The 22953-nt window shown below is 63.7% G+C and carries 25 protein-coding genes, 1 tRNA gene and 1 pseudogene; 9 read left to right on the plus strand and 18 right to left on the minus strand.

Annotated elements, in window-relative coordinates; translation table 11 throughout:
* Nucleotides 1-52 precede the first annotated feature (52 nt).
* The 5 genes from Q4C89_RS05495 to Q4C89_RS05515 all read right to left on the minus strand — a co-directional run bounded on the left by Q4C89_RS05495 (nt 53) and on the right by Q4C89_RS05515 (nt 3673).
* Nucleotides 53-520: a hypothetical protein gene (locus tag Q4C89_RS05495; RefSeq protein ID WP_303101601.1), complete on the minus strand. Its 468-nt coding sequence runs from the start codon at nt 518-520 to the stop codon at nt 53-55.
* Nucleotides 521-548: 28 nt separating this feature from the next.
* Complete coding sequence (locus Q4C89_RS05500) at nt 549-1217, minus strand: hypothetical protein (RefSeq protein WP_303101602.1); 669 nt, start codon at nt 1215-1217, stop codon at nt 549-551.
* Between the two features lie 553 nt (nt 1218-1770).
* The gene (locus tag Q4C89_RS05505) at nt 1771-2211 is read right to left on the minus strand and encodes a hypothetical protein (protein ID WP_303101603.1); all 441 of its coding nucleotides are present in this window, start codon (nt 2209-2211) and stop codon (nt 1771-1773) included.
* A gap of 731 nt (nt 2212-2942) precedes the next feature.
* A tRNA-Pro gene (locus tag Q4C89_RS05510) sits at nt 2943-3019 on the minus strand.
* Between the two features lie 105 nt (nt 3020-3124).
* Nucleotides 3125-3673: a RecX family transcriptional regulator gene (locus tag Q4C89_RS05515; protein ID WP_303101604.1), complete on the minus strand. Its 549-nt coding sequence runs from the start codon at nt 3671-3673 to the stop codon at nt 3125-3127.
* A 224-nt stretch (nt 3674-3897) separates the two neighbouring features.
* Here Q4C89_RS05515 and rpsT point away from each other — a divergent pair, with 224 nt between their 5' ends.
* Together rpsT and Q4C89_RS05525 are read left to right on the plus strand one after the other, a co-directional pair.
* A complete protein-coding gene (gene rpsT, locus Q4C89_RS05520; RefSeq protein WP_303101605.1) occupies nt 3898-4176 on the plus strand; it encodes a 30S ribosomal protein S20 in 279 nt (92 codons plus the stop codon).
* A 320-nt stretch (nt 4177-4496) separates the two neighbouring features.
* Complete coding sequence (locus Q4C89_RS05525) at nt 4497-5885, plus strand: S41 family peptidase (protein ID WP_303101606.1); 1389 nt, start codon at nt 4497-4499, stop codon at nt 5883-5885.
* 3 nt (nt 5886-5888) lie between these two features.
* Here the strand turns inward: Q4C89_RS05525 and Q4C89_RS05530 are convergent, their stop codons facing one another.
* On the minus strand, nt 5889-7034 hold the full coding sequence (locus Q4C89_RS05530) for an MFS transporter (protein ID WP_303101633.1): 1146 nt from the start codon (nt 7032-7034) through the stop codon (nt 5889-5891).
* Nucleotides 7035-7238: 204 nt separating this feature from the next.
* Here Q4C89_RS05530 and Q4C89_RS05535 point away from each other — a divergent pair, with 204 nt between their 5' ends.
* Nucleotides 7239-7979 (plus strand): hypothetical protein, encoded by a 741-nt coding sequence (locus Q4C89_RS05535; protein WP_303101607.1) that lies wholly within the window; start codon nt 7239-7241, stop codon nt 7977-7979.
* Between the two features lie 63 nt (nt 7980-8042).
* On the opposite strand, the gene Q4C89_RS05540 is transcribed toward Q4C89_RS05535, so the two are convergent.
* From Q4C89_RS05540 to Q4C89_RS05560, 5 genes are all read right to left on the minus strand, one after another.
* On the minus strand, nt 8043-9155 hold the full coding sequence (locus Q4C89_RS05540; RefSeq protein WP_303101608.1) for a spermidine/putrescine ABC transporter substrate-binding protein: 1113 nt from the start codon (nt 9153-9155) through the stop codon (nt 8043-8045).
* Nucleotides 9152-9961 (minus strand): ABC transporter permease, encoded by an 810-nt coding sequence (locus Q4C89_RS05545; RefSeq protein WP_303101609.1) that lies wholly within the window; start codon nt 9959-9961, stop codon nt 9152-9154. The genes Q4C89_RS05540 and Q4C89_RS05545 overlap by 4 nt, the downstream gene beginning before the upstream one ends.
* Nucleotides 9958-10089, minus strand: a complete 132-nt coding sequence (locus tag Q4C89_RS05550; protein WP_303101610.1) for a hypothetical protein — start codon at nt 10087-10089, stop codon at nt 9958-9960. Before Q4C89_RS05550 ends, Q4C89_RS05545 begins: the two co-directional genes overlap by 4 nt.
* Complete coding sequence (locus Q4C89_RS05555) at nt 10086-10904, minus strand: ABC transporter permease (RefSeq protein ID WP_303101611.1); 819 nt, start codon at nt 10902-10904, stop codon at nt 10086-10088. The genes Q4C89_RS05550 and Q4C89_RS05555 overlap by 4 nt, the downstream gene beginning before the upstream one ends.
* 100 nt (nt 10905-11004) lie before the next feature.
* Nucleotides 11005-12090 (minus strand): ABC transporter ATP-binding protein, encoded by a 1086-nt coding sequence (locus Q4C89_RS05560; RefSeq protein ID WP_303101612.1) that lies wholly within the window; start codon nt 12088-12090, stop codon nt 11005-11007.
* A gap of 172 nt (nt 12091-12262) precedes the next feature.
* On the opposite strand from Q4C89_RS05560, the gene Q4C89_RS05565 reads away from it, so the two are divergent.
* On the plus strand, nt 12263-12802 hold the full coding sequence (locus Q4C89_RS05565) for a hypothetical protein (protein WP_303101613.1): 540 nt from the start codon (nt 12263-12265) through the stop codon (nt 12800-12802).
* 71 nt (nt 12803-12873) lie between these two features.
* On the opposite strand, the gene map is transcribed toward Q4C89_RS05565, so the two are convergent.
* Genes map through Q4C89_RS05580 form a run of 3 tightly spaced genes read right to left on the minus strand, consistent with a single transcriptional unit; the run spans nt 12874 to nt 15034 of the window.
* Nucleotides 12874-13635 carry a type I methionyl aminopeptidase gene (gene map, locus Q4C89_RS05570; RefSeq protein WP_303101614.1) on the minus strand — a complete coding sequence of 254 codons (762 nt, stop codon included), beginning with the start codon at nt 13633-13635 and terminating at the stop codon, nt 12874-12876.
* A gap of 56 nt (nt 13636-13691) precedes the next feature.
* Nucleotides 13692-14021, minus strand: coding sequence for an HNH endonuclease (locus Q4C89_RS05575; RefSeq protein ID WP_303101615.1), 330 nt, complete (start codon nt 14019-14021; stop codon nt 13692-13694).
* A gap of 2 nt (nt 14022-14023) precedes the next feature.
* Nucleotides 14024-15034 carry a low specificity L-threonine aldolase gene (locus Q4C89_RS05580; RefSeq protein WP_303101616.1) on the minus strand — a complete coding sequence of 337 codons (1011 nt, stop codon included), beginning with the start codon at nt 15032-15034 and terminating at the stop codon, nt 14024-14026.
* A 409-nt stretch (nt 15035-15443) separates the two neighbouring features.
* On the opposite strand from Q4C89_RS05580, the gene Q4C89_RS05585 reads away from it, so the two are divergent.
* From Q4C89_RS05585 to Q4C89_RS05600, 4 genes are all read left to right on the plus strand, one after another.
* Nucleotides 15444-16265: a DUF2382 domain-containing protein gene (locus Q4C89_RS05585; RefSeq protein WP_303101617.1), complete on the plus strand. Its 822-nt coding sequence runs from the start codon at nt 15444-15446 to the stop codon at nt 16263-16265.
* 70 nt (nt 16266-16335) lie between these two features.
* On the plus strand, nt 16336-16929 hold the full coding sequence (locus tag Q4C89_RS05590) for a YsnF/AvaK domain-containing protein (protein WP_303101618.1): 594 nt from the start codon (nt 16336-16338) through the stop codon (nt 16927-16929).
* Between the two features lie 146 nt (nt 16930-17075).
* Nucleotides 17076-18638, plus strand: coding sequence for an acyl-CoA carboxylase subunit beta (locus Q4C89_RS05595; protein ID WP_303101619.1), 1563 nt, complete (start codon nt 17076-17078; stop codon nt 18636-18638).
* 119 nt (nt 18639-18757) lie between these two features.
* On the plus strand, nt 18758-19888 hold the full coding sequence (locus Q4C89_RS05600) for an acyl-CoA dehydrogenase family protein (RefSeq protein WP_303101620.1): 1131 nt from the start codon (nt 18758-18760) through the stop codon (nt 19886-19888).
* A gap of 87 nt (nt 19889-19975) precedes the next feature.
* Here the strand turns inward: Q4C89_RS05600 and Q4C89_RS05605 are convergent, their stop codons facing one another.
* Genes Q4C89_RS05605 through Q4C89_RS05615 form a run of 3 tightly spaced genes read right to left on the minus strand, consistent with a single transcriptional unit; the run spans nt 19976 to nt 22402 of the window.
* A complete protein-coding gene (locus Q4C89_RS05605; RefSeq protein WP_303101621.1) occupies nt 19976-20506 on the minus strand; it encodes a hypothetical protein in 531 nt (176 codons plus the stop codon).
* Nucleotides 20507-20562: 56 nt separating this feature from the next.
* Nucleotides 20563-21168: a signal peptidase I gene (lepB, locus tag Q4C89_RS05610; RefSeq protein ID WP_303101622.1), complete on the minus strand. Its 606-nt coding sequence runs from the start codon at nt 21166-21168 to the stop codon at nt 20563-20565.
* A 4-nt stretch (nt 21169-21172) separates the two neighbouring features.
* Nucleotides 21173-22402: a sugar efflux transporter gene (locus Q4C89_RS05615; RefSeq protein ID WP_303101623.1), complete on the minus strand. Its 1230-nt coding sequence runs from the start codon at nt 22400-22402 to the stop codon at nt 21173-21175.
* Nucleotides 22403-22484: 82 nt separating this feature from the next.
* Here Q4C89_RS05615 and Q4C89_RS05620 point away from each other — a divergent pair, with 82 nt between their 5' ends.
* Nucleotides 22485-22661 carry a hypothetical protein gene (locus tag Q4C89_RS05620; protein ID WP_303101624.1) on the plus strand — a complete coding sequence of 59 codons (177 nt, stop codon included), beginning with the start codon at nt 22485-22487 and terminating at the stop codon, nt 22659-22661.
* A 16-nt stretch (nt 22662-22677) separates the two neighbouring features.
* Here Q4C89_RS05620 and Q4C89_RS05625 read toward each other — a convergent pair.
* Nucleotides 22678-22953: pseudogene (locus Q4C89_RS05625) on the minus strand (tRNA pseudouridine(55) synthase TruB); the annotation flags it as partial.

The following is a 22953-nucleotide window of genomic DNA, read 5'->3' on the forward strand; positions in this document are numbered from 1 at the left end:
TCGAGGAGCAAGCCACCATCCTGAACTGAGCCTCCATAAAACCCTTGCAATATCAAAGGCCACGTTGTCCTCTCTGCGCCAAAATTAGCTGGAGCGCCAAGGTTCTGCTGTCCTGCACTTGGCAAAGAAGGTTAGTCATGCGGGAGGACAACGCCTTAAGCGCTTGCCCGAAGCCTTCAGCGTCCCTGATGCCGTGACGCTGGGCATACAGCTCTGCATCTTCAGCAAGGGTGCGGAAGTGGTGAAGTTGCCGCTCTGCTCGCCTAAGCGCTTGCTGCTGCTTGCCCAGGCGCACGGCTACGAACAGCCCCGCCCTGACTGGGTTGTCAGGGAAGAAGCGCTGCTCTCCCCGTTCAAGGGCGGCGTAAGTTCCTCCTGCTTCAGCAAGGGCGGCCCAGAATGCTTCCAAGGTGGGACGGAACTCACGTGGCAGACGTTCGGCGATCTGCGCCGCCACATCCGCACGCACCTCAGGCACAAGCTGGGCCGCTGCTTTTAAGTCAAGGGGAGTTGTTCTCATGGTGTTCCTCAAAGTGGAGCCAAATGACTCAGTCCCCGGTATCTTCCATTTCGCGGAGAACTTCTTTAAGCAGAAGTTCAGGGCCGCCACCCTGCATCAGGCTTTTAAAGCCATCCGAGGTAACGGCGTATTGGCTGAACCTGGCCCCCACAGCGCGGTCCGGATACATGTAATAAGTGTCCCCCTGAGCATGAGGAATGACGTTGCTATGCGGGTTTTTCCTCTTGTCAAGGTCAACGATTTCAGCGGCTTGTGCGTAGACCACTTGGGCGTTCTCAATCAGCCCCCTGAATTGCGTTCGAAGAGTGTGAACGAACTCAGCCTCCAATTCGTCTCGGCGCTTCAGGGACGCTTCACGGGCCTTGAGGAGGTCGGCCAGGCGCAACTCATCGTTCGTGGTATCCAGGGCCTCAGAGAGGGTCAAGACAGCCTTATGGGCATCTTCAATCTCTTGCATGTGCTGACCGAGCTGAGAGGACAGAGAGTTGGCTCTCGTTTCGGCCTGTATCAGTTCCTCTACAGTGGCCTTACCGGCTCGCACCTGCGCCCGGAGGTCTGGAAGAAGAGCCTGCGCCTCGTCACGCTGGTCAGTCAGGGTTTCGGTATAGCCTTCCAGGTCAGCGACGTGCTGACGGGCAGTCTTCAGATCGGTTTCGAGGCTCTTTTTGCTGGTGGAAGTAACAGGCTGTTTCGTCATGAGACACTCCTTTGGAGGTGTTCAGGTAGGCGGATATGCGGCGGGATTCTGTCGTCTGCGACAGGTTCAAAGCATCGGTAAACAGCGGATTTGGTGAGCAAGCCCAGGTCCTTGAGCCTGTTAAGTGATTTCCGGGCAAGGTCAGCACTGCACAGCAACTTCGCCTGTACATCCCCTGCGTGAATCCGGCCCAAGTAGCGGGCAAGCTCTAGAACTGCCGCGTCGTTATCAGTGATAGAGGGGCGTGACTCATAAGCACGTCGTATTTCCTCAGGCACAAGGTCCATAGGGAAAGGGGCTGTCCTATGTGGCAGCCTTCTCTTGACGGTGGTCTTGATGTTGTGGTTGTACGGAGGGAGAACAACCGCATCAGGTGTGAGTGGTGCAAAGACTTCCAGGGTTTCCCGGCGCACTAAATACAGTTCGCAATCGGGATTGGTGCAAGCTCGGTAGCGTCGGTACACCACACGGCCCCCGGCATCCTCAACGATTTGAGCACTAGGAACGACGAGTGCTTCTTCCTGACAAGCTTCACAAGGTAGGCCAGCCACGTTTACTCCCTCTCCAGCAAGTCCAGCTGCTCCAGCGTTTTGAACACCCGGCGAAAGGCCCGCTCTGTCTCCCTGGGAAAGGGTGGGTCAAGCTCAATCCACTTGCCGTCCTCATGAACCCATCGCCCATCTGTCCACAAATACCTTCTAATTTCGCTTTTGTCGCTGTCTTCAAGCTCAGAAATGACCTTGAACAGCGCAAAGTCCCGCACCTGATACGGGCCAAAATGCAGCAGCCTGACCGGGCTGGGGCCTTTCGTAACCTGCTCACCGAGCATGTCCACCTGGGGAAGTCGGAAGCGGTTTGAACGGATGGCGTTAGCGAGTCTGAGGGCATAGTTTGGCGGTGCGGGTTGTGCTGGGGCGGTGTCCGGGGTGAGGACGACGGGCTTACTCAGTGGGGTAATCAGGGCGAAAACATCAAAGTCCAGCTTCTTTGCCACGCCTCACACCTCTTGCCAGGAACGGCCCACCGTGAAGGGGCCGGGCGTAGCAGGATTACAGCACTGCTAGACGGTGGCTTTCTTGCAGTACTGTGCCGGGACTGAGGGGGCACGATGTTGCCGCTTTATGAGAGAATTTGTGAGATTAGAGTGAGTTTCTGAGGCTGATGGAGACAGGCTTGCTGTTTCTCTGATGAATAGGGGAAATCTGAGGATGATCCATAGTGACGGAGACAGGTTTCTTGGTGTCCAGATCGTGGTTATTCATTTAAAACCATCAAGGTGATCCAGCGTGATGAGCCACCGTGACCCACCGTGACGGAGACAGCCCACCTGTCACCGTCACTCTTTTATAAGCTCGTTGCCCGTCTGAGACGGCATAAAACCCTTCTCTCTATGCTTTTTGGCTGACAGGTAAATCTTTAGACGGCTCAGAAAGGGGAGAGGGGCTGTCTCCGTCACCCTAGATCATGGAACAGGTGGAATGCATAACGCTCATTTACGTCAGCAACGGAACATGCGGAACGGGTTGCAAATTTGGGAAAAGCAAAAACCCCGCACTAGGCGAGGTTTAAGTGAGAAGGCTTGAAGTGCTGAGAAACTCCCTTTCCGGTTGGTTCCGGTTGTTTCGGTTCTGAACCTGCCCCATCGTTGCCAGTTATTACCTTGCATTGATTGACAGGGAGAACAAAGAACAACACCCCGGTTCGTAAACCAGGGAGTGTCTTCTGTGGTCGGGGCGAGAGGATTCGAACCTCCGACCCCGTCGTCCCGAACGACGTGCGCTACCAGGCTGCGCTACGCCCCGTCTCCGACCACCGCCACTCAAATCCAAGAGGCAGGGGGTAGTGTACGCGCCCTTTTTGGCAGGTGTCAAGCTGGGACAGTCCCAAAAAGGGCCGGGAACAGCACGTCACTCCTCGGCGTCTTCTGGGGGGAAAAGCTCGGCCACCTCGCGGATGGCAGGCCAGATGACCGAACTGCCGAAACCCCGGCGGGCCAGGAACGCGAACGCACTGGCCCTGGGGTCGCGCTTGCGTTGCAGGGCAGGCCAGCGCCGCTCCAGAAGTTGCACGGCGACTGCAAGTTCTTGCTGTGGGTCGCGCTCTTGCAGGGTTTCTTCTATCAGTTCCGCGTCCACGCCCCGGCGCTTGAGGGTCTGGCGCACGCGCAGGCTGCCCACACCGCTGCGGCGGTTCTCGGCCCGAGCCACCTCCCCGTCGTTCTGGTAGCCGAGTTCCTGCACGCGCTTCAGGACTTCTTCTATCAGTTCGGGGTCGTCCGAGCGCCGCTCCAGTTTGGCCCGCAGCTCGCTGGCGGTCACGGCCCGTGCGCCCAAAGCCCGGAACGCGTAGGCCAGCAGGGCTTCGCGCTGTTCCTCGGGCGTGCGGGGCCGCCTGGGCTGCTGGGGCGTGCCTGTTTCTGAGGATGCGGTGGGAGTTCGCGGCAGAGAACGGCGCATGTGGGCAGTATGGCGTGCGGGCATGAGCCGAGGCTTGACGGGCCGTCTTTAGTCCCTCATACTGGCAAAGTTGCCTATCGCTTCGGTGGGTGACCCGGTTCCTGCTCAGGCTAGGCCGGACTGCGCCACCTGGAGACACCAGTGCTGGACGCTCGCGTTCCCGCTCCCCACCCGGAGGTCGGAGGAACCGCCCCGCGAGAGTGGGAGAAAAAGGAGAGTCAACCATGGCCTTGCGTCATAAATCCGCCCAGAAGCGTCACCGTCAGAGCCTCAAGCGCCGTGCGCTCAACCGCGCCAAGAAGAGCACCATCAAGACCTTCAGCAAGAAGGCCGTCGCCGCTGCTCAGGGCAACGCCGAAGACGCCGTGCAACTTCAGCAGCGCGCCGAAAGCCTGATCGACAAGGCCGCCAAGGGCAGCACCCTGCATAAAAACGCTGCCGCCCGCAAGAAGAGCCGTCTGGCAAAGGCCATCAACAAGGCCAAAGCCGCTCAGCAGGCCTGATTTTTCAAGTCTCAATAAGAGCCGCCTTCCTCTGGGGGGCGGTTTTTTGTGGTTTGGGGCAATGGTTTCGGTGCTTTTCCCGATTTCCCACCGGAAAGTGAGCGGCTGATACGGCTTCGAAAAATAGTTTGGGTATCCAAACTGTTTTTCCGAGCAGAGCGAGTGGAAGAAAAAACGGGGTTGGGCGGCGCGGAGCACATTCGAGCGCTTTCCTCGGATGTGCGGAGTAAAGCCCAGCCCCGTATGACCTGACATTGTGACCGTTGCGGCGTTTGCGTCCCACCTTTTTCCCATCTGGGCGGCGCAGAATGGGGCGTACCATGACATCTGCCCGTGCCTATCCTCTGGCCCGCGTCGGCGTACTGTCTCTGTTGCTGGCTTTTCCCTGGGCCGGGGGCGGGCAGGCGCAGCGACTGCCTCAAACTCATTCTCAAACCGACGTGGCGCGGCTGGCCCAGTTTTCCGCCGCTGGCAGCGAGGTCGTTCCCCCGGCCCCGGCCGTCTCCGCCTCGGCCCCGGCGCAGCTCGTTTTCGATGAAGTCAACGACCTGCTGGCCGAGCAGTACGGCGGGCTGTCCAAGGTAGACCGCGCTGCGCTCAGGCAGGAATACCAGTTGCGCCTCAACGCCGTTTGCGCGGCTGTGCCGCAGGACTGCCCGGAGGACAGGGCCTATCCGGTGCTTGAAGCCGAGGTGACGGCGCTGGACGACCCGCACAGCTTTTTCCAGTTGCCCGACGAATACGGCGATTTCGTGACGAGTGCGACGGGGGGCAGCCGCCAGCAGTTCGGGGTCAAGCTCGCCAAACTCGACGGGGAAAATCGGCTGGTGCTCGAAGTCGTGCCACAGGGGGCCGCCGAAACGGCTGGACTGCGGCGCGGTGACGTCATCGAGTCGCTCAACGGTCAGCCTTACCGCTACACCGAGTTGCAGCAGGCCCGTAAGGAAGGACGCAGCATTCGGCTCGTCGTCAACCGCCAAGGCCAGCGCCTGAACATTTCCATGCAGGCCCGCCAGAGCAGCACCCGTGATCTGCCCCGGCTGAGTTTCGTGGGGGCACAAAAGGACGTGGCCCTGATTCGCATTCCCACCTTCCTGACTGGTGGCGGCGTGGGCCAGCGCGTCCATGACTTGGTGGCGCAGGCGCAGAAAGCTGGAGCGCGGGGCGTGGTGGTGGACCTGCGCGGCAACACGGGCGGTAGCCTCAGCGAGTGCGACAGCGCCGTGACCGCCTTCGTCCCCAGCTTCACGCGGGTGGCGCAGGAGGCCGGGGGGCAGAGCCGCACTACGGTTAGCCGGGGCCGCCGACTGGAAGACGGCAAACTGCGCGGGGTGCTGCGTAATCCTCAACTCTGGACGGGACCGATGGCCGTGCTGGTCAACGAAATCAGCGCGTCGTGCAGCGAGTTTTTCGCCTACGAGGTGCAGTATGCGGGGCGCGGCCCCATCATCGGGGAAAAGACCGCCGGGGTGGGCAACACCGCCACCCGCGTGTTCCAAGTCGGGGAGGGCGCGGCGGTGCAGCTCACCGTCACCCATTACGTCAAGCCGGGTGGCAGCGAGTACCCCGCGCAGGTCACGCCCGATCAGGCCAGCGACGAGGGCGAGGAAGAACTGCGCCGCCTCAGTCAAGGCGAAGACGTGATGCTCTCGCTGGGGATTGGGGCGCTGGAGACCGCTCCGACCCTGGCCTCCGACCGATTGCGCTGACCTTCAGGCTTTTTGCCGCGCTTCCATCTGCTCGCGGGTGGGAATCTCGCGCAGGACGGCGCCCAGTCCGGCGGCAGTGGCGAGTGCCACCAGCGCAAAAGTCAGCCAGGGCAGCAGCGGGAACTGTAGGCGTGTTCCGGCGTCTACCAGCGCCCCGCCCACGAAGTTGCCGACCGCGCCCCCCAGCCCCAGGCTGATGGCCGAGAAGCCGAAATAGCTGCCCACCATGCTTGGCGGCGCGAGACGGGCAGTGAGGGTCTGCTGCATGGGAAAGACCAGCATGGTGCCGAAGCTGTAGAGCGCGACGCAGGCGAGCAGTTGCGCGAAGGTGCGCGTCAGGCCCATCAGCCCCAGGGCGAGGCCCACCAGCAGCACCGCCGCCACCAGCACATGCCGCACCCGGAAATGCCGCTCGGCCAGCCGCAGCAGCGGATATTGCAGCACCACTGCCAGCCCTGCCGAGAGCGCGTAGAGAGGGCCAGTCGCGCCCGTTCCGGCGAGTTCCACCGCCCGCAGCGTCACGGCGACGTTGAGCTGCGTACTCAGGAGAAAGTAACCGCACAGCATCAGCGTGAAGTTGCGGAACACCCGGTCATTGAGGGCCGTCTTGAGCCCGCCCATGCCGGTCTGTTGGCTGGGAGGCGGGCGCAGATGCGGCAGGGTCACCAGCATCAGCACGAAGGCGACGAGGTAGGCGCTCGCCGCCACCAGGGACGCCCGCTGAAAGCCCAGCGACAGCATCCAGGCCCCCAGCAGCGGCCCCGTCACCATGCCGAGGTTGCCCGCGATGCTGATCAGGCTGAACATGCGGGCGCGGTGTTCGGGCCGGGTCACGGCGGTAATGGCGGCGCTCTTGGGCGCGTCGAACAGGCCGCCGCCGATGCCCGCCAGCACCGAGGCCGCCAGCAGTTCGGGCAGCGAGGACACGAAGCCCATCCACCCGAAGCCGAGGGTACGAATCAGGCACCCGGCGAGAATCAACGGCTTGGGGCCGAGGCGGTCGGCCCAGGCACCGCCGAAGACGGTCAGGCCCTGCTGCGTGAGCTGCCGCAGCCCCAGCACCAGCCCGATACTCGCCGCCGCCCAGCCCAGCCCGTCCACGAAATGCACCGTGATGAGTGGAATCACCAGAAAAAATCCGCCCCACATCAGCACCGTGACCGCAATCAGGCCCAGTTGCGCGGCAGAGGGTCCGAAGGGGTCGGTATGCAGCGGTTGGGGTGCGGGATTCACACAGGCGAGGGTACACCCGGCAGCCGGGGAGCGCGACCTGATGAGAGATGAGAAAAGCAAGTGAACCCACTAAACCAAAAGGCCAACCGTGGGTCGGGCGGCATCGCGCAAGATGAGGTCATGAACAGACCGAAGTGGATGATGACGACTGCATTCGTGGGTGGGGCGCTGCTTCTGGCCGCCTGTGGTGGCGGCGGCGAAGCGCCCACCCCCCAGCCCGAGCCTCAGCCCCAGCCGACCCCCACCGAGCAGGCGGGCACCGTTCTGGGCACCATCACTCCGTTTGCGCCCGGAAAGGCCAGTGTGGTCAAACCGGAGGAACTGGCGACGCCATCCACTGTGGACAGCAGCGGCAAATTCGGCTTTACGCTTCCCAACGCCGAGACGATGACCACGACCTACGGCGGCGACCTGTTCCCGGTTCACGACGCCGAGCAGGGGGTGGGCGTGTTCGGCCTGTGCTCCAACGTCAAGACCGATGCGCCCGGCAGCCTGCGTCTGTACCCGCTCAACAAACTGACGACGGACACGGGGCTTCAGCTCTTTGCCAACACCAATCCCCAGAATACGGAAACCCTGCCGCTGACCTTCAAGGTGTGGTGGTTCGCCAACCAGGACACCACCTTCACCTTTAGCGGCGAGTGCACCCTCTGGAACAAGGTGAACACCACGCTGACCCTCAAGCGCGGCTGGAACGTGCTGGATGTGGCGCTGTACAGCGATCACACCACCGTCGCCGCTGGCGCACAGCCCGGCGCGGCCCAGGCCTGGACGCCCTTCAACGCGGGCGGTCTCGGCAGCCTGAACCTGCGCCCCAACCTGCTCGAACCCTGGAAGGTCGTGCCGGACTTCCGCCGCTGACCCTTCACGGAAAAAGCCGCCTCGCCTGTCTGGGGCTGGGGCGGCTTCTTTCTTTGGGGCGCTCTAACGGCTCTTAAGTTCCGTCCAGATGCGGTCGTAGAGCCTGGGCACGCGCCCCTGCGGCAGCTCGTTGATGAACTCGACGCGGCCCGCCCTGAAGTCCTCGTCGGTGGGGTTGAAAGCTTTTTGCGCCTTCAGGAAGGGGTCGAGCAGCGGCGCGGCGGCGCGGTTGGGGTTGCCGTAGTAGGTGTAGTTGGAAATAGCGGCGCTGTTTTCGGCGTCCAGCACGAAGTCCACGAACTTGCGGGCCAGCGCCGGGTTCGGGCTGCCGCGCAGCAGCACCAGCAGGTCGGTGGAAATGGTGGTGCCGGGGGCAGGCAAAAAGACCTTGAGGCGCTCGTCCTCGGCGGCTCCGCTGAGCAGGTCGCCCACGTAGATCTGCCCGAGGTCGATGGTTCCGGCCAGCAGCTTGTTGCGGATTTCCGGGCCGCCCGCAAAGGACTCGAAACCCTGCTTTTGCACCGTCCGCCGCAGCAGGTTACGGGCCTCGCGCAGCTCCTCGACTTTCTGCGTGTTTACCGAGTAGCCCAGGTACTTCAGCGCCGCGCCGATGACTTCGCGGGGGTCGTCGAGCAGGGCAAATTTGATCTTGTCTTCGGGGCCGAAAATCAGTGACCAGTCTTCTTGCTTGGGGATATAGCGCCCGGAGTTGTACGCCAGCCCCGTCGCCGCGAACTGGTACGGCACGGTGTAGGTGTTGCCGGGGTCGAACGGCGGATCGACGAACCCGGCGGCCACGTTGCCGAAGTTCTTCAGTTGCGTCTTGTCCATCGGCTGGAGCAGTTTGGCCCGCAGCATGGTGCCGATCACATAGTTGCTCGGCGTGGCGAGGTCGTAGCTCGCGCCGCCGCCCTGCAACTTGGCGAGCATCGCCTCGTTGCTCTCGAAGGTGTCGATCACCACGCGCACGCCGTTTTGCTTCTCGAAGGCCCGCACCACCTCGGGGTCGATGTATTCCGACCACATGAACAGCCGCAGCGTCCGCCCGTCGTTGCGGCTCTGGGGGGCCGGGGTGGTGGTGCCGTTGCCCTCGGCGGCGGTGTCCTTCGGTTCGACGCGGTGGCAGGCGGTGAGCAGCAGCAGCAGGCAGACGGCGGAAGGCAGATGGCGCTTCATCTTTCCACCCGCCGGGGCCGGGTCAGCGCGTTGCCTGCCACCAGCAGCAGCACCGTCGCCAGGACGAGCAGCGCCGAGAGGGCGTTGATGTCAGGAGTCACACCCTTCTTGACCGAGGTGTAGATCAGCACCGGCAGCGTCTTGAAGCCCGAGCCACTGGTGAAGTACGTCACCACGAAGTCGTCCAGCGACAGCGTAAAGGCCAGCAACGCCCCCGACAGCACGCCCGGCAGGGCCAGCGGCAAAATGACCTGCCGGAACCCTTGCCAGGTGTTCGCGCCCAGGTCGGCGGCGGCTTCCATCAAATCCTGCCCGTAGCCCGCCAGCCGCGAACGAACGGTGAGCGACACGTAGCTGATCTGAAAAGTGACGTGCGCCAGCATGACCGTCCAGAAGCCGTTTTCGAACGTCCAGCCGGTCAGTTCCATGCCGCCGCGTACCAGGGCGTAGAACATCAGCAGCATGACGCCCATCACCACGTCCGGAATGACGATGGGCATGACCAGCAAGAAAGTCAGCGGGGTGCGCCAGCGCAGCGAGTAGCGCCACAGCCCGAAGCCGATCAGGGTGCCGAGAACGGTGGCGACCAGCGTGCTGCTGAGCGCGACCAGCAGCGTGTTCGTGACGGCCTCGCGCACGTCGGAGCGGGCGAACAGCACCGAGTACCACTTGGTCGTGAAGCCCTGCCACGTCGCCCCGAATTTGGAATCGTTGAACGAAAAGACGATGAGAACGAGGATGGGCAGGTACAGGAAGGCGTAGGTCAGCCACGCCCAGGCGCTGAGGAGGGGGTGGGTGCGTCTCACTTTTCGCCTCCGGCGGCAAAGGGCGGAGAGCTGATGGCGGAGGGCAAAAGCCGCTCTAGCTCAGGCGGAAGCTGGCCTTCTGCCTTCTGCCATTTGCCATCAGCCATCTGCAACGCAACGCGTCTCATATCAGCTCCTCCAGCCCCTTCTGACCCGCCGACCGGGCGTACCCCCACAGCCCGAGCAGCACCACGCCCATCAGCAGGAAACTCAGGGCCGAGCCGTAGGGCCAGTCGCCCGCCTGCCCGAACTGGTTTTGAATCAGGTTGCCGATGAGGGCGGTTTTCGCGCCGCCGAGGATATCCGACACCACGAACATGCCCAGCGCCGGAATGAAGGTCAGCAGCACGCCCGCGACCAGGCCCGGCAGGGTTTGCGGAAACACGCCCGCCAGAAACGCCCGCGACGGCGACGCGCCGAGGTCTTGAGCCGCTTCCAGCAAACGCCAGTCCACCTTTTCCACACTCGAATACACCGGCAGCACGAAAAACGGCAGCAGGGCGTACACCATGCCCAGGAAGGTGGCGGTCAGGCTCGGCACCAGTTCGAAAGGCCGCAGAATCAGAATCCAGGCATAGACCCGAATCAGAAAGTTCGTCCAGAACGGGATGATGAGCAGCAGCAGCAGTAAGTTCTTGCGCCGCTCATCCTGCCGCGCGATGTAGAACGCCAGCGGATACCCCATCAGGATGCACAGCAGCGTCGTGCCCGCCGCCACCAGCAGCGAGCGCCACAGCACCCGCAGGTTGTCGGGCACCCATTCCTGAAACAGCGCGTCGTAGCCGAAGACCCGCTGCCAGTTTTCCAGCGTCCAGGGCAGGCCGACCTGGGCGAGGTCGGTGCGGGTCAGCAGCGAGTACCCGAACATGATGGCCGACGGAACGACCAGAAAGACCAGCAACCACAGGGTCGCGGGGAGGATGGGGAAGGGGAGGCGTTTCATGGACGCCTCCGGCATGATGAGGGTTGAGGGTCGAGGGTCGATAGGGAACCGCTTTTTTCTATCAACCATCGACCATCAACAATCAACGGCGCGACGCCCCTCATTCGCCTTCCTCCAGCACCACCAGACTCGCGGGCGGCAGGTACAGGGCGACTTCTTCCTCGTAGTCGAAATCCTCGTCGGCCCCGATGTCGGCGTTGAGTTGGAAGGCCACCAGCCGCTCGCCGTGCGCTTCGAGGAGATACTGGTTTTCGGCCCCGGTGTACACGATGTCGTCCACGCGGGCGCGAACCTCGTTGCCCTCGGTTTCATCGTCGCGCTCCATCCGGAGTTTTTCGGGGCGAATGCTGAGGGTGACGCTCTGGCCCACGCTCAGGCCCGCGCCGTGCAGGGTGCGCAGGGGGCCGAATCCGGTCTGGATGACGGCTTCGCCCCCGTGTATTTCGGTCACCTGACCTGCAATCAGGTTGCTGCTGCCCAGGAAGTTGGCGACAAAAGCGGTGCGCGGGCGCTCGTAAAGTTCCTCGGCGCGGCCCAGTTGCTCGATGCGCCCCCTATTCATCACGGCGATGCGGTCACTCATGACCAGCGCCTCCTCCTGGTCGTGGGTGACGAAGACGAAGGTCATGCCGAGTTCTTCCTGCAAATTCGACAGTTCGACCTGCAACTGTTTGCGGAGTTTGAGGTCCAGCGCCGAGAGCGGTTCGTCCAGCAGCAGCACTTCCGGCTGGTTGACGATGGCCCGGGCCAGGGCCACCCGTTGCCGCTGCCCGCCCGAAAGCTGGTCGGGTTTGCGGTTGCCGAAGGCCCCGATTTGCACCGTCTCCATCGCCCGCTCGACCCGCGTTTTCAGCTCCGCGCCGCGCACGCCCTTTTGCTTGAGGCCGAACGCCACGTTGTCGGCCACGCTCAGGTGCGGAAAGAGGGCGTAGCTCTGAAACACGGTGTTGACCGCCCGCTGGTGGGCCGGAACCCCAGTCATGTCGCGCCCGCCGATCACGACCACGCCCGCGTCGGGTTGCTCGAAGCCCGCCAGCAGCCGCAGCAGCGTGGTCTTGCCGCAGCCCGACGGTCCCAGCAGGCTGAAAAACTCGCCCCGGCGGATGTCGAGGTCGATGTCCCGCAGCACGGGGGTTTCCTGCCCGCCTGCGCCCCGGTAGCTCTTGAACACGTCCACCACGCTCACGGCGGCGTCTGCCGAGAGTTCACGGGTGCGCTTGCCCTTGAAGACGACGCCGGTTATCGGTCCGTCCTCCGAGTGTCGTTTCTCATCACGTTGCCGATTCTAGGGGTTTATGGCCTCCAACTTTTGGCGGAGGGCGCAGGGCGGCAGAGGGGATAAGCTGAGTGGGGGACTTATGGAAGAGATCATCGTGCCGCTGGGGTTTTTCACCATCATTTTCGGGTTTCCGCTGATCCGGCGCGAGATGGCTCACCGTCACCGCATGGAGCAGCTGCGTGAGGAACGCGCCCTGCAAGCGGCCCAACCTGTCCCCGACCTGTCTTCCAGTCTGGACGACGCCCCCGCCCTGGCCCTGCGCCTGCCGGAACCGCACCGCCTGTACGCGCTCGCGCTGCTCTGCCGGATACAGGACGCGCCGCTGGAACGTCTGGACGCCCGCTCGCGCTATCTGGTCACCCAGGCGCGGCAGCAGGATTTGCCCGCCACCCTGCGCGGCTACCTGAACCTGACCCCCGCCGCCCGCCAGCGCCTGAGCGCCCAGGGGCAGCTGCCCGAGGACTTGCTGCGCGAACAGCTCGAACTCATTTCGCGGGGTGTGGAGCAGGCCACCCAGCGTGACTCGGCGGCGGCGGACGCGGTGCTCTCGCAAAGTCACTACCTGCGCGAGAAATTCCAACCTATCGAGATGGGGGAAGCGGTCGGGCTGGAGAAGTAGAGGGAGGAGGGGAGAGAGGGAGGGCGCTTTTCCCTTCACCCTTCACTCTCTCCCCTCTGCGGCTTTGGCCCTCACAGCGTCAGAATGTCGTACCCCTTGGGCGTCACGACCAGCGTGTGCTCGAATTGGGCGCTGGGCTTTTTGTCGGCGGTGATGACCGTCCAGCCGTCTGGCAGCAGGCGGGTTTCGGGCCGTCCCAGGTTAATCATCGGCTCGATGGTAAAGACCATGCCGGGCTGCAATTTCAGGCCCGTGTAGCGCACGCCCTTGTGCCGCACGGTGGGTTCCTCGTGCAGCCGCTTGCCGATGCCGTGCCCGGTGTATTCCTCGACCACGCCGTAGCCCCGACCTTCGGCCAGCGACTGAATGGCGTGACCGATGTCGCCCAGCCTCGCGCCGGGCCTCACCGTGTCGAGCGCGGCTTGCAGGCACTCGCGGGTGGTGTCCACCAGGGCCTGCACTTCGCCACTCACCTGCCCGACGGTGTAGGTGGTGCAGGCGTCGCCGTAGTAGCCGCCCAGCAGCACGCCGATGTCCACACCGATGATGTCGCCTTCCTTCAGCTCGCGGTCGTCGGGAATGCCGTGACAGATGACCTCGTTCACGCTGGCGCAGATGGTGCCGGGAAAGGGGTTGGTGCGCGGCCCGTAGCCCAGGTAGGCGGGTGTGGCCCCCCGGCTGCGGATAAATTCCTCGGCGCGGCGGTCGAGTTCACGCAGGGTCACGCCCGGCTTGACATAAGGTTCAAGCACCCGAAACGTCTCTGCGACCAGTCCCCCGGCGCGGCGCATGATTTCGATTTCACGGGCGGACTTCAGAGGAATACGGCTCATAACGTCCGAGCCTAACACGGCGCTGGGCACCGCGCTGTGGCTTATGGCCCAGACACTCAGCCGCGCACCCGCACCCCCTTGCTGGGCGGCTGCTTGCGAAGCCAGTTCAGAAAATTCTGCACGGCTTCATGCTGCCGCAGGGCGTCCACGCTGGCGTAGGTGGTCGCCAGTTCGGCGTTGCTGAAGGTCTTGTGCAGGAACTTGTGGCAGGCCGGGCACAGCAGCACGGTGGGCAGCGCATGAATGGGCGTGCCGCGCCGCCGTCCCTGAGAGCGTGGAATCAGGTGGTGCTCGGTCAGCACGGGGGTTTCGCGCTCACACAGGGCGCAGCGGGGCGCGGGCTGGGGCGCGGGCGGCCAGTCGGAAGGAGGCAGGCGGCGGGCCATCTTCAGGCGGTCAGCACGCGAATGGCGTAGTCGAGGGCTTCGTCGTCAATCTGGTGATGCAGCACGAAGCGCACCGAGTCGTGCCCCAGGGCGCTGCCCAGCACGCCCGCTTCGGCCCAGGCCTGCACCCGGCGTTCGGCGTCGGGCACGCGGGCATAGACGATGTTGGTCTGCACCGCCGCCAGGTCCACGTTGTAGCCCGCTTCGACCAGGGCGCGGGCCAGTTGACGGGTGCGCAGGTGGTCGCCTTGCAGCCGCGCCGGGCCTTCGCGCAGGGCCACCCGCGCCGCCGCCGCCAGCACTCCGGCCTGACGCATTCCCCCGCCCAGCATCTTGCGGTAGCGGTGCGCCTGTTTCATGGCCTTGGCCGAGCCGAGCAGCACACTGCCCACCGGGGCACCCAGCCCTTTGCTGAGGCAAATGCTCACGGTGTCGAAATACTGCGTGATTTCGCGCACGTCCACGCCCAGCCGCACCGCCGCATTGAACACCCGCGCTCCGTCGAGGTGCAGCGGCAAGCCCTCAGCGTCGGCCACCGCCCGAATCTGCCGCAGGACGGGCAGCGGAATGACGGTGCCGCCCGCCTTGTTATGAGTATTTTCCAGACTAATCAGGCCCGTAGGCGACTGGTGGATGCTGTGGCGCACCGCCAGCCGGATGTCTTCCGGACTCGGCACACCCAGCGGCGCAGGCACGAAACGCGGCACCACCCCGCTGAAGGCCGCCATCATGCCCAGTTCCCATTCGTAGATGTGGCTACCCTCGGCGCACACGACTTCCTCACCGCGCCGGGTATGCAGGGCGATGGCGACCTGATTGGTCATCGTTCCCGACGGCATGAACAGCCCCGCCTCGAACCCGGTCATGTGGGCCAGTTCGTTTTGCAGGGCGTTGACGTTGGGGTCTTCGCCATAAACGTCGTCGCCCACTTCGGCCTGGGCCATCGCCTCGCGCATGGCGGGAGTGGGGCGGGTCACGGTGTCCGAGCGCAGGTCCACGGGGGAACGGGTCATGACCGACATGCTAGCGGGCCATCTGAGTCCCTCGCAGTTCATCTTGAGGGGAACCGGGCAGAGCGAGGAGCAAAAAAAGCCGGAAACGAAAAAAGTACGTCGAACCGGGAATGAAGCGTTTTTGGTTCTGCTGCGAAAATGCTTGCGGTGCTTGACCCTCTACCAGGGGGAGAGGGCCTCGAAAAGCGAGGGGTGAGGGGTCTTTTTCTGTCAAATGCCCTAACACAGACATGTCAGCCTGACAACCGGGACGGGCCTGAATAACGCTCTGGTTAAGGTCAGACCCGCATCAGCTTTATGCAGCACTCAAATAACTGGGGCAGGCATCCGGCAGACTAACGGCGTCGGGAAGAACAACCCAGACCCAACCTTGCCGCCCCATAGCGGCACATTCTTTGGAGGAACCACCATGACGCAAGCCAGCCTGATTCGCCTGTCCGAACTGAACAACGACGCCCAGTACAACCTCAACGACAGCTCCGTCTACAACCCCGTCGGCGCTGCTGCCTACGGCGTGAGCGGCGAGAAAATCGGCACCGTGCGCGACGCCCTGGTCGAACCCGAAACGGGCCGCATCCGCTACTTCCTGGTGGACGTGGGCGGTTGGTTCAGCAGCAAGGAAGTGCTCGTGCCCGTCGGCTACGGTCGCGTGGACGACAGCGGCGTGTACTTCGACAGCCTGACCAAAGACCAGGTCAAGGACATGAGCGAGTACCGCGCCGACCAGGCCTACAGCGCCGAAATGATGGAAACCGACGAGCGTGTGCTGCGTGGTGCCGCCGATGTGGAGACCTACCGCGAGCGTGCCTACCAGACCCCTGACCGCCTCCAGCTGCTCGAAGAGCGCCTTGTGGTCAACAAGGACCGCTTCAAGGCTGGCAGCGTGCAGATCGGCAAGCGCGTCGAAACCCGTCAGGAAACCGTTTCGGTGCCCCTCCAGCGTGAAGAAGTCGTCATTGAGCGTCACGCCGTGACCGATGGCCGTCCCGTCGAAGGCGCCGTGCTGGGTGCAGCCACCGAAACCATGACCGTCGACCTCGAAGCCGAGCGCGCCAACGTCAGCAAGCAGGCCTACGTGACCGAAGAAGTCAGCGTCGGCAAGCGCGCCGTGACCGAGACCCAGCAGGTGACAGAAACCGTGGGCCGCGAAGTCCTCGAAGTCAACCAGCAGGGCGACGTGCGCACCACCGAAGGCGCCGCACTGACCGACGACACCAAGCGCAACATCTAAGCCGAGCAAAACATGTGGGCGGGGGAAACCCCGCTCTTTTGCCGTATAGGGCCACTCCGGGAGGAAAACCATGACCAACGACCAAGAAGTGCGCGTTCTCCACGCCACCGATGCTGCAGAACCTCAGAACGCCCAGACCGAGCGCGTGGTGCGCGGCGAACAGCTTTCCGCCAACATCGCTCAGCGTCCGCTGGGAGCCGAGGGCGAATTGGGCCGCCTGCAACTGCTCGAAGAACGCGCCGTCGTCAATGTCGAACGTGTCGGCATGGGCCAAGTGCAGATTCGTAAGGTGGTGCATGAGCGTCAGGAAATGGTGCCCGTCACCATCACCAGTGAAGTGCTGGAAATCACGGTGGCGTCGGTGCCTGCCGGGGCCACGCAGCCGGGTCAGGTCGCCGGGGCCGCAGGCAGCCAGGGCGTGCGCGAGGTGCTGATAGACGGACAACCGCTGGAAGCCGGGCGCACCTACACCATCCCGCTGACCGAAGAGCGCTATCAGGTGGTCAAGCAGGTGTACCCCATCAGCGACGTCGTGGTTCGCAGGCGGGTGCAGACCGAGACCCACCAGGAAACCCTGTCCCTCAAGCGCGAAGAACTCGACGTGCAGGCCGACGAAAGCCTGATTCGGCGCACCGAAGGTCAGGCCATCGACAAGCGCCGCTGAAGTCCCTTCCCCCTTTCAGGCCCCTTGCTGCTTTGGCGGCGGGGGCCTTTTTGCTGCTGCCCCTCCCTTGGGCGTCCCCCGCTCAGGAACGTGCCTGACGGGACAGCGGGCCTAACAGACATTTGGCAATTGGCTACACTCTGGCTATGACACAACCTGGGATGGAGTTGCAGGAACTCATCGCCACCATGGAGCAGCGCCGCGCCAAGGTAGAAGCGGGCGGCGGGCCAGAGCGGCAGAAAAAGCAGCGTGAGGGCGGCAAGCTGACCGCCCGTGAACGCATCGAGAAGTTGCTTGACCCCGGCAGCTTTCTGGAATCCTCGACCTTTGTCGAACACGGTGGCAACCGCCTGATGGAAGGGGTGGAAGCTCCCGGTGAAGGAGTGGTCACGGGTTCGGGCACCATCGGCGGGCGCAAGGTCTTCGTGTTTTCGCAGGACTTCACGGTGCTCGGCGGTAGCCTGGGCAAGCGCAACGCCATGAAGGTGACCAACATCATGGACCTCGCCGCCAAGACGGGCTGTCCGGTGATTGGCCTCAATGACTCGGCGGGCGCACGCATTCAGGAAGGGGTCGACAGCCTCAGCGGGTACGGCGAAATCTTCTACCGCAACGCTGTCTACTCGGGCAGCGTGCCGCAAATCAGCGCCATTCTCGGCCCCTGCGCGGGCGGCGCGGTCTACAGTCCGGCAATTACCGATTTCATCCTGATGAGCAAGGGCAGCAGCTACATGTTCATCACGGGGCCGGAAGTCATCAAATCGGTCACGCGTGAAGAAGTGACCTTCGACACCCTCGGCGGCGCGGACGTGCATACCCGCAAGAGCGGCGTGGCCCACCTCGCCTACGAGGGCGACGAAGCCGTGATTGAAGGCATCAAGGACCTGCTGAGCTACCTGCCTCAGAACGCCCGCGAGAAGGCCCCGGTCAAACCGACGAACGACCCCGTCAGCCGCCGCAACGAGAAGCTTCTCGACATCGTGACGCCCGACCAGCGCAAGCCCTACTCCATGCAGAGTGTGATTCACGAACTGGTGGACGACGGCACCTTCCTCGAAATTCAGCCGGACTGGGCCAAGAACATCATCGTGGGGTTTGCCCGCCTGAACGGTCAGAGCGTGGGCATCGTCGCCAACAACCCCAAGGCGCTCTCGGGGTCGCTCAACATCGACGCCAGCGACAAGGCCGCCCGCTTCATTCGCACCTGCGACTGCTACAACGTGCCGATTCTGACGCTGGTGGACGTGTCGGGCTTCCTGCCGGGCGTGCAGCAGGAATACGGCGGCATCATCCGGCACGGCGCGAAGATGCTGTACGCCTACGCCGAGGCCAGCGTGCCCAAAGTCACCCTGATTACCCGCAAGAGCTACGGCGGCGCGTACCTCGCCATGAACAGCCGCGACATGGGGGCCGACGTGGTCTATGCCTGGCCCACCGCCACCGTCGCCGTGATGGGCGCGGAAGGTGCGGCGAACATCGTCTACCGCAAGGAAATCAAGGAATCTGAGAACCCGGCGGCGACCCGCGCCGAGAAGATTGCCGAGTACAAGGAAACCTTCGACAACCCGTATGTGGCGGCAGCCAAGGGCTATATCGACGACGTGATTCCGATGGAAGAAACCCGCGAGCGTCTCATCAAGACCTTCGAGATGCTGCGCGACAAGGAAGAAACCCGGCCCTACAAGAAGCACGGGAATATTCCGCTCTGAAGTCTGTCACCTTCCTTCCAGAGTCCCGGCCCTCGGGCGTGGGCAGGGAAGAAGGTGTCTGCTAAACTTGAACCGAGTCAAAACATTTCAGCCACCCCCGTGGCCCTCAAGGAGACGACATGGATTTCACCCTGACCGACGAACAGCGCCAGTTGCAGCAACTCGCCCGCGACTTTACCCGCAAGGAAATCATCCCGATTGCCGCCGAGTACGACCAGAAGGAAGAACTGCCCTGGCAGATCGTGGAAAAAGCCTTCGAGGTCGGCCTGCTCAACGTCGGTATCCCCGAACACGCGGGCGGCATCGGCCTGGGCATGGTGGACGAGTGCATCGTGGGCGAAGAAATCGCTTACGGCTGCATGGGCATTTTCACCGTGCTCATGGCCTCTGAACTGGGCCTGACCCCCATTCTGGTGGGCGGCACTGAGGAGCAGCAAAAGCGCTTCGCCATCACCGAAAAAGCGGGCCTGTACGCCTTCGCGCTCTCCGAGCCCAACAACGGCTCGGACGCCGCCGCCATGAGCACCACCGCTGTGCTGGACGGCGACGAGTGGGTCATCAACGGCACCAAGATGTGGATTTCCAACGGCGGCGTGGCCGATTGGACGGTCGTGTTCGCCACCACCGACAAACAGGGCGGTCACCGCGCCACCGTCGCGCTGGTCGTGCCCAAGGACGCCCCTGGCTTCAGCTACAACAAGATCAAGCACAAGATGGGCCAGCGGGCCAGCCTGACCAGCGAACTGGTGTTCGAGAACGTGCGCGTGCCCAAGGAAAACCAACTCGGCGGCCTGGGCGACGGCTTCAAGATTGCCATGAAGACGCTCGACAAGACCCGCGTGCCCGTGGCTGCCGGTTCGGTCGGCGTGGCCCGCCGCGCCCTGGAAGAGTCGATCAAGTACGCCAAGGAGCGCGAGGCGTTCGGCACCCCGATTGCCCAGTTCCAGGCCATTCAGTTCAAGCTGGCGGAGATGGCGATGGGCATCGAGACGGGCCGCCTGATGTACCAGAAGGCCGCCTGGCTGGTCGACCAGCACCAGCCCCACGGCTACGAGTCGGCCATTGCCAAGGCGTACTGCTCGGAAATGGCCTTTGACGCCGCCAACCAAGCCATTCAGATTCACGGCGGCTACGGCTACGTCGGTGAGTATCCCGTCGAGAAGCTGCTGCGCGACGTCAAGCTGAACCAGATTTACGAAGGCACCAACGAAATCCAGCGCGTGGTCATCAGCCGCAACCTGCTGAAATAAGTTCAGGTCTGACCGTCCAGGTCTAACCGCTTAAAACCGTCTCACCGTGGCTCAGGCCGAAGCGGTGAGACGGTTTGTCGTTTTCAATTACTTGAACTTGACCGTCGCCAGCATCTTGCTGAAGGTGTCGCTGGCAGCGCCGTAGCGAGCGGCAGTATCGGTCAGTTGGAACGAGAACAGGTGTTTGGCATTGTCGGCAAACCACACGCGCTGGCGCACTTCGGTCTGACCGCCGACAAGCTGGTATTCGCGCTCGATTCCCTTGAGGCCGCCGTAGGTCGCTTCCTTGCTGCTCAGGCGCTTGACCGTGAGTTTGCTGGACTTGAGGTCGTCCTCGTAGTTGTCGGCTTCGGTTGCGGCGCTGAGTTTTTCGCCTGCTTCCTTGGTCACGAACAGCAGGCGAATCATGGTGGCAGGGGCCGTCTTGCCCGAAACGATGCTCAGGCCCGTGGCTCCGTCGCCTAGGTTGATGCCGAACCACTCTGTCGGGGCGCTGATGGTAAAGGGCAGGCGGCTGTCGCTGAAGGTCGCGAGCTTGGGAGCACCCTGGGCCGAGGCGAGGCTGGGAGAGAGGGTCAGGGACGCGGCAAGCAGCAGAGAAAGAGACTTCAAGGTCATGGGGGGCAAGCTAGCAACGGGAGGTGAGCCGATTCTGATGAAGGCGTCAGCGGGGGTCAGAAGGTCGAATGCTGTGCCAGTGCTTGCGGGCGGGGCCACAGTCGCCAGGGCACTGGCCCGGCCACGTCGCTCAGGTTGACCGGGCCGTAGCTGCGCGAGTCGAGGCTGGAACCGGTGCGGCGGTTGTCACCGACCACCCAGACTTTGCCGGGGGGCACGGTCAGCGGGCCTTCGTCGTTGACATAGCCTTCCTGACTGGCGTAGCTCTCGGCCACCGCCTGCCCATTGCGCCAGAGTTGCCCGTCCCGAAACTCGATGCGGTCCCCCGGCAGCCCGATGACCCGCTTGATGTTGTAGGGGCGGTGGCGCAGGCCGTAGACCGTTTCGTAGGCGTAGGGGCTGTCGGCTGGAGCCTTGAAGACGACCACGTCGCCGCGCTGTGGATAACCCGTCGGCAAACCCCAGGCCCGCAGCCAGCGCGGGTATTTGAGGAGCAGCAGCACCTCGCCACTGTGCAGCGTCGGCTCCATGCTTTCGCCGTCCACGCGGGCCAAGGTGCCGACGAAGGTGGTCACTAGGTAGACGGGCAGCAGCGCCCCCACGATCCAGGTGCGCCAGAATTCGCGCCAGACGGAGGGGACGGGTTCAGACACGGGAGGCATGGTATCAGCGGGCCTCGCGATTTGCCCACAGCATCGAGGCCCAGGCCAGCAGGCTGAGCGCCGCACACAGCAAAAAGACCGGGCGGTAGCCGAACAGTTGCGCCCACCCCCCGGCGACAATGCCCGACAGCATCGAGCCGACCACCGAAGTATTGGAAAAGAGCGTGGTGGCGGCGCTGAATTGCCCCGGCATCCGCTGCTGAAAGTAGGTCATGCCCAGACCCGCCATGATCGCCAGCACCACGGCGCGGAGGGCCTGCGTAATCATCAGCAGCGTCATGTCCTGCGCCAGATAAATCAAGGCGAAATGCACCGCGAAAAGCAGCAGGCCCGCGCTGATCAGCTTTTCTATATTGACCCGCCGAGCCAGCACGAAGGCCAGCATCACCGGGATTTCCAGCAGGGCGCACAGGCTGACCAGAAAGCCCACCTGACCCTCGCTGCCGTGCAGGGTTTGCGTCACGAACAACGAAAACATGACCATGCCCATGTGCATCGCCATGCCGTACAGCGTGAAGGCGACGACTGCCCAGACCATCGAGCGCGGAGCGGGCGGGGCGCTGGGAACTTCGTGAACGGGAGTGGAGACGGACTGGGGCGCAGGTGCGGCAGGGCGAATGCGGAGCAGGGCCAGTGCCGCGAGGCCGTAGCAACCTGCCGCCAGCAGAAACACGGCCTGAAACGACCCCAGGCCCAGCACCGCCGCTCCCAGGCCCGGCCCCACCACCCAGGCGAAGGAAAACACGGCCCGCAGCAGGGTCACCGCCTTTTCGGGCAGGTCGCCGGGGGCCGAGGCGAACGCGGAGCGGGCAAAGGCGAATACCTGTGGAAAAGCTGCTGCACTGACCGCCAGCAGCAACACGCCCGTCAGCATTACCCCTGCCAACGAGCGCACGCCGCTGAGCGCCAGATAGGCCAGCACCCCTGCCGCCAGCGTGAGCAGCACCAGCGGTTTGCGCTCGCTGCGGAGGTCGGCCCAGCGCCCCAGCAGCGTGCTGATGCCCACGGCGCTCAGGGCGTTCAGGGTCAGAAACAGGCCCAGTTGCAGCGGCGTCATACCGACCTGCTCCACGGCAAACAGCGACATGTACGGCCCGGCCAGCGAAGTCGCCAGCCCCAGCAGCAGCACCGCCAGCGTCAGCCCCAGCGCGTGCGGCAGCCGCAGCAGCGCGGGCAGCGTAGCGGCGATGGAGGTGGGCGGGTCGTGGAGGGGGGAAGGGGACGGAGTGGACATCGGCCCGCCAGTGTACGCCTGTGAAGGAAATACGGTGCTGGGGCGGCTCCCTCTCGCTGCCTGCATTGCCGTAGAGTGGTTTATGCCTGACCTTCTTCTGGGCTTGCTGCTCCTCGGTGCGTTCGGCTGGCTGTTTTCGCAGTGGGGCAAGCTGGGGCCACAACTGGAAAAGAAAGAACGCGACTACGACCCACTGACTGGAGCTGTTTACGGCCCACTACGAAATGAGGCTCAGGACGGTATGCGTGACCGGAGGTAACCCCTCCCCTCCGACTTCACGCCCAGGCCCGCACCACTTTCAACTGTTCGCCGTCGCCGTCCACCACCGCGACCAGTGCGCCGCCTAGCGTGACGACTGCCCGGCCAGCGTGGGCGTGTGCGGGCCGCTTGCCCTGCCGCAACTCGCGGGCCAGCTTCTCGTCGGCCTCGATGCGCGGAAAGTCGAGGGCGTCCAGGTCGGAAATGGGCTGGGCCTGGGCCAAATCTTCCAGCGATACGGCGTCGCGTAGGCCATAGCGTCCGGCGCGGGTGCGAACCAGCCCACTCAGATG

The sequence above is a fragment of the Deinococcus sp. genome, from assembly GCF_030523985.1.
Classification (GTDB): Bacteria; Deinococcota; Deinococci; order Deinococcales; family Deinococcaceae; genus Deinococcus.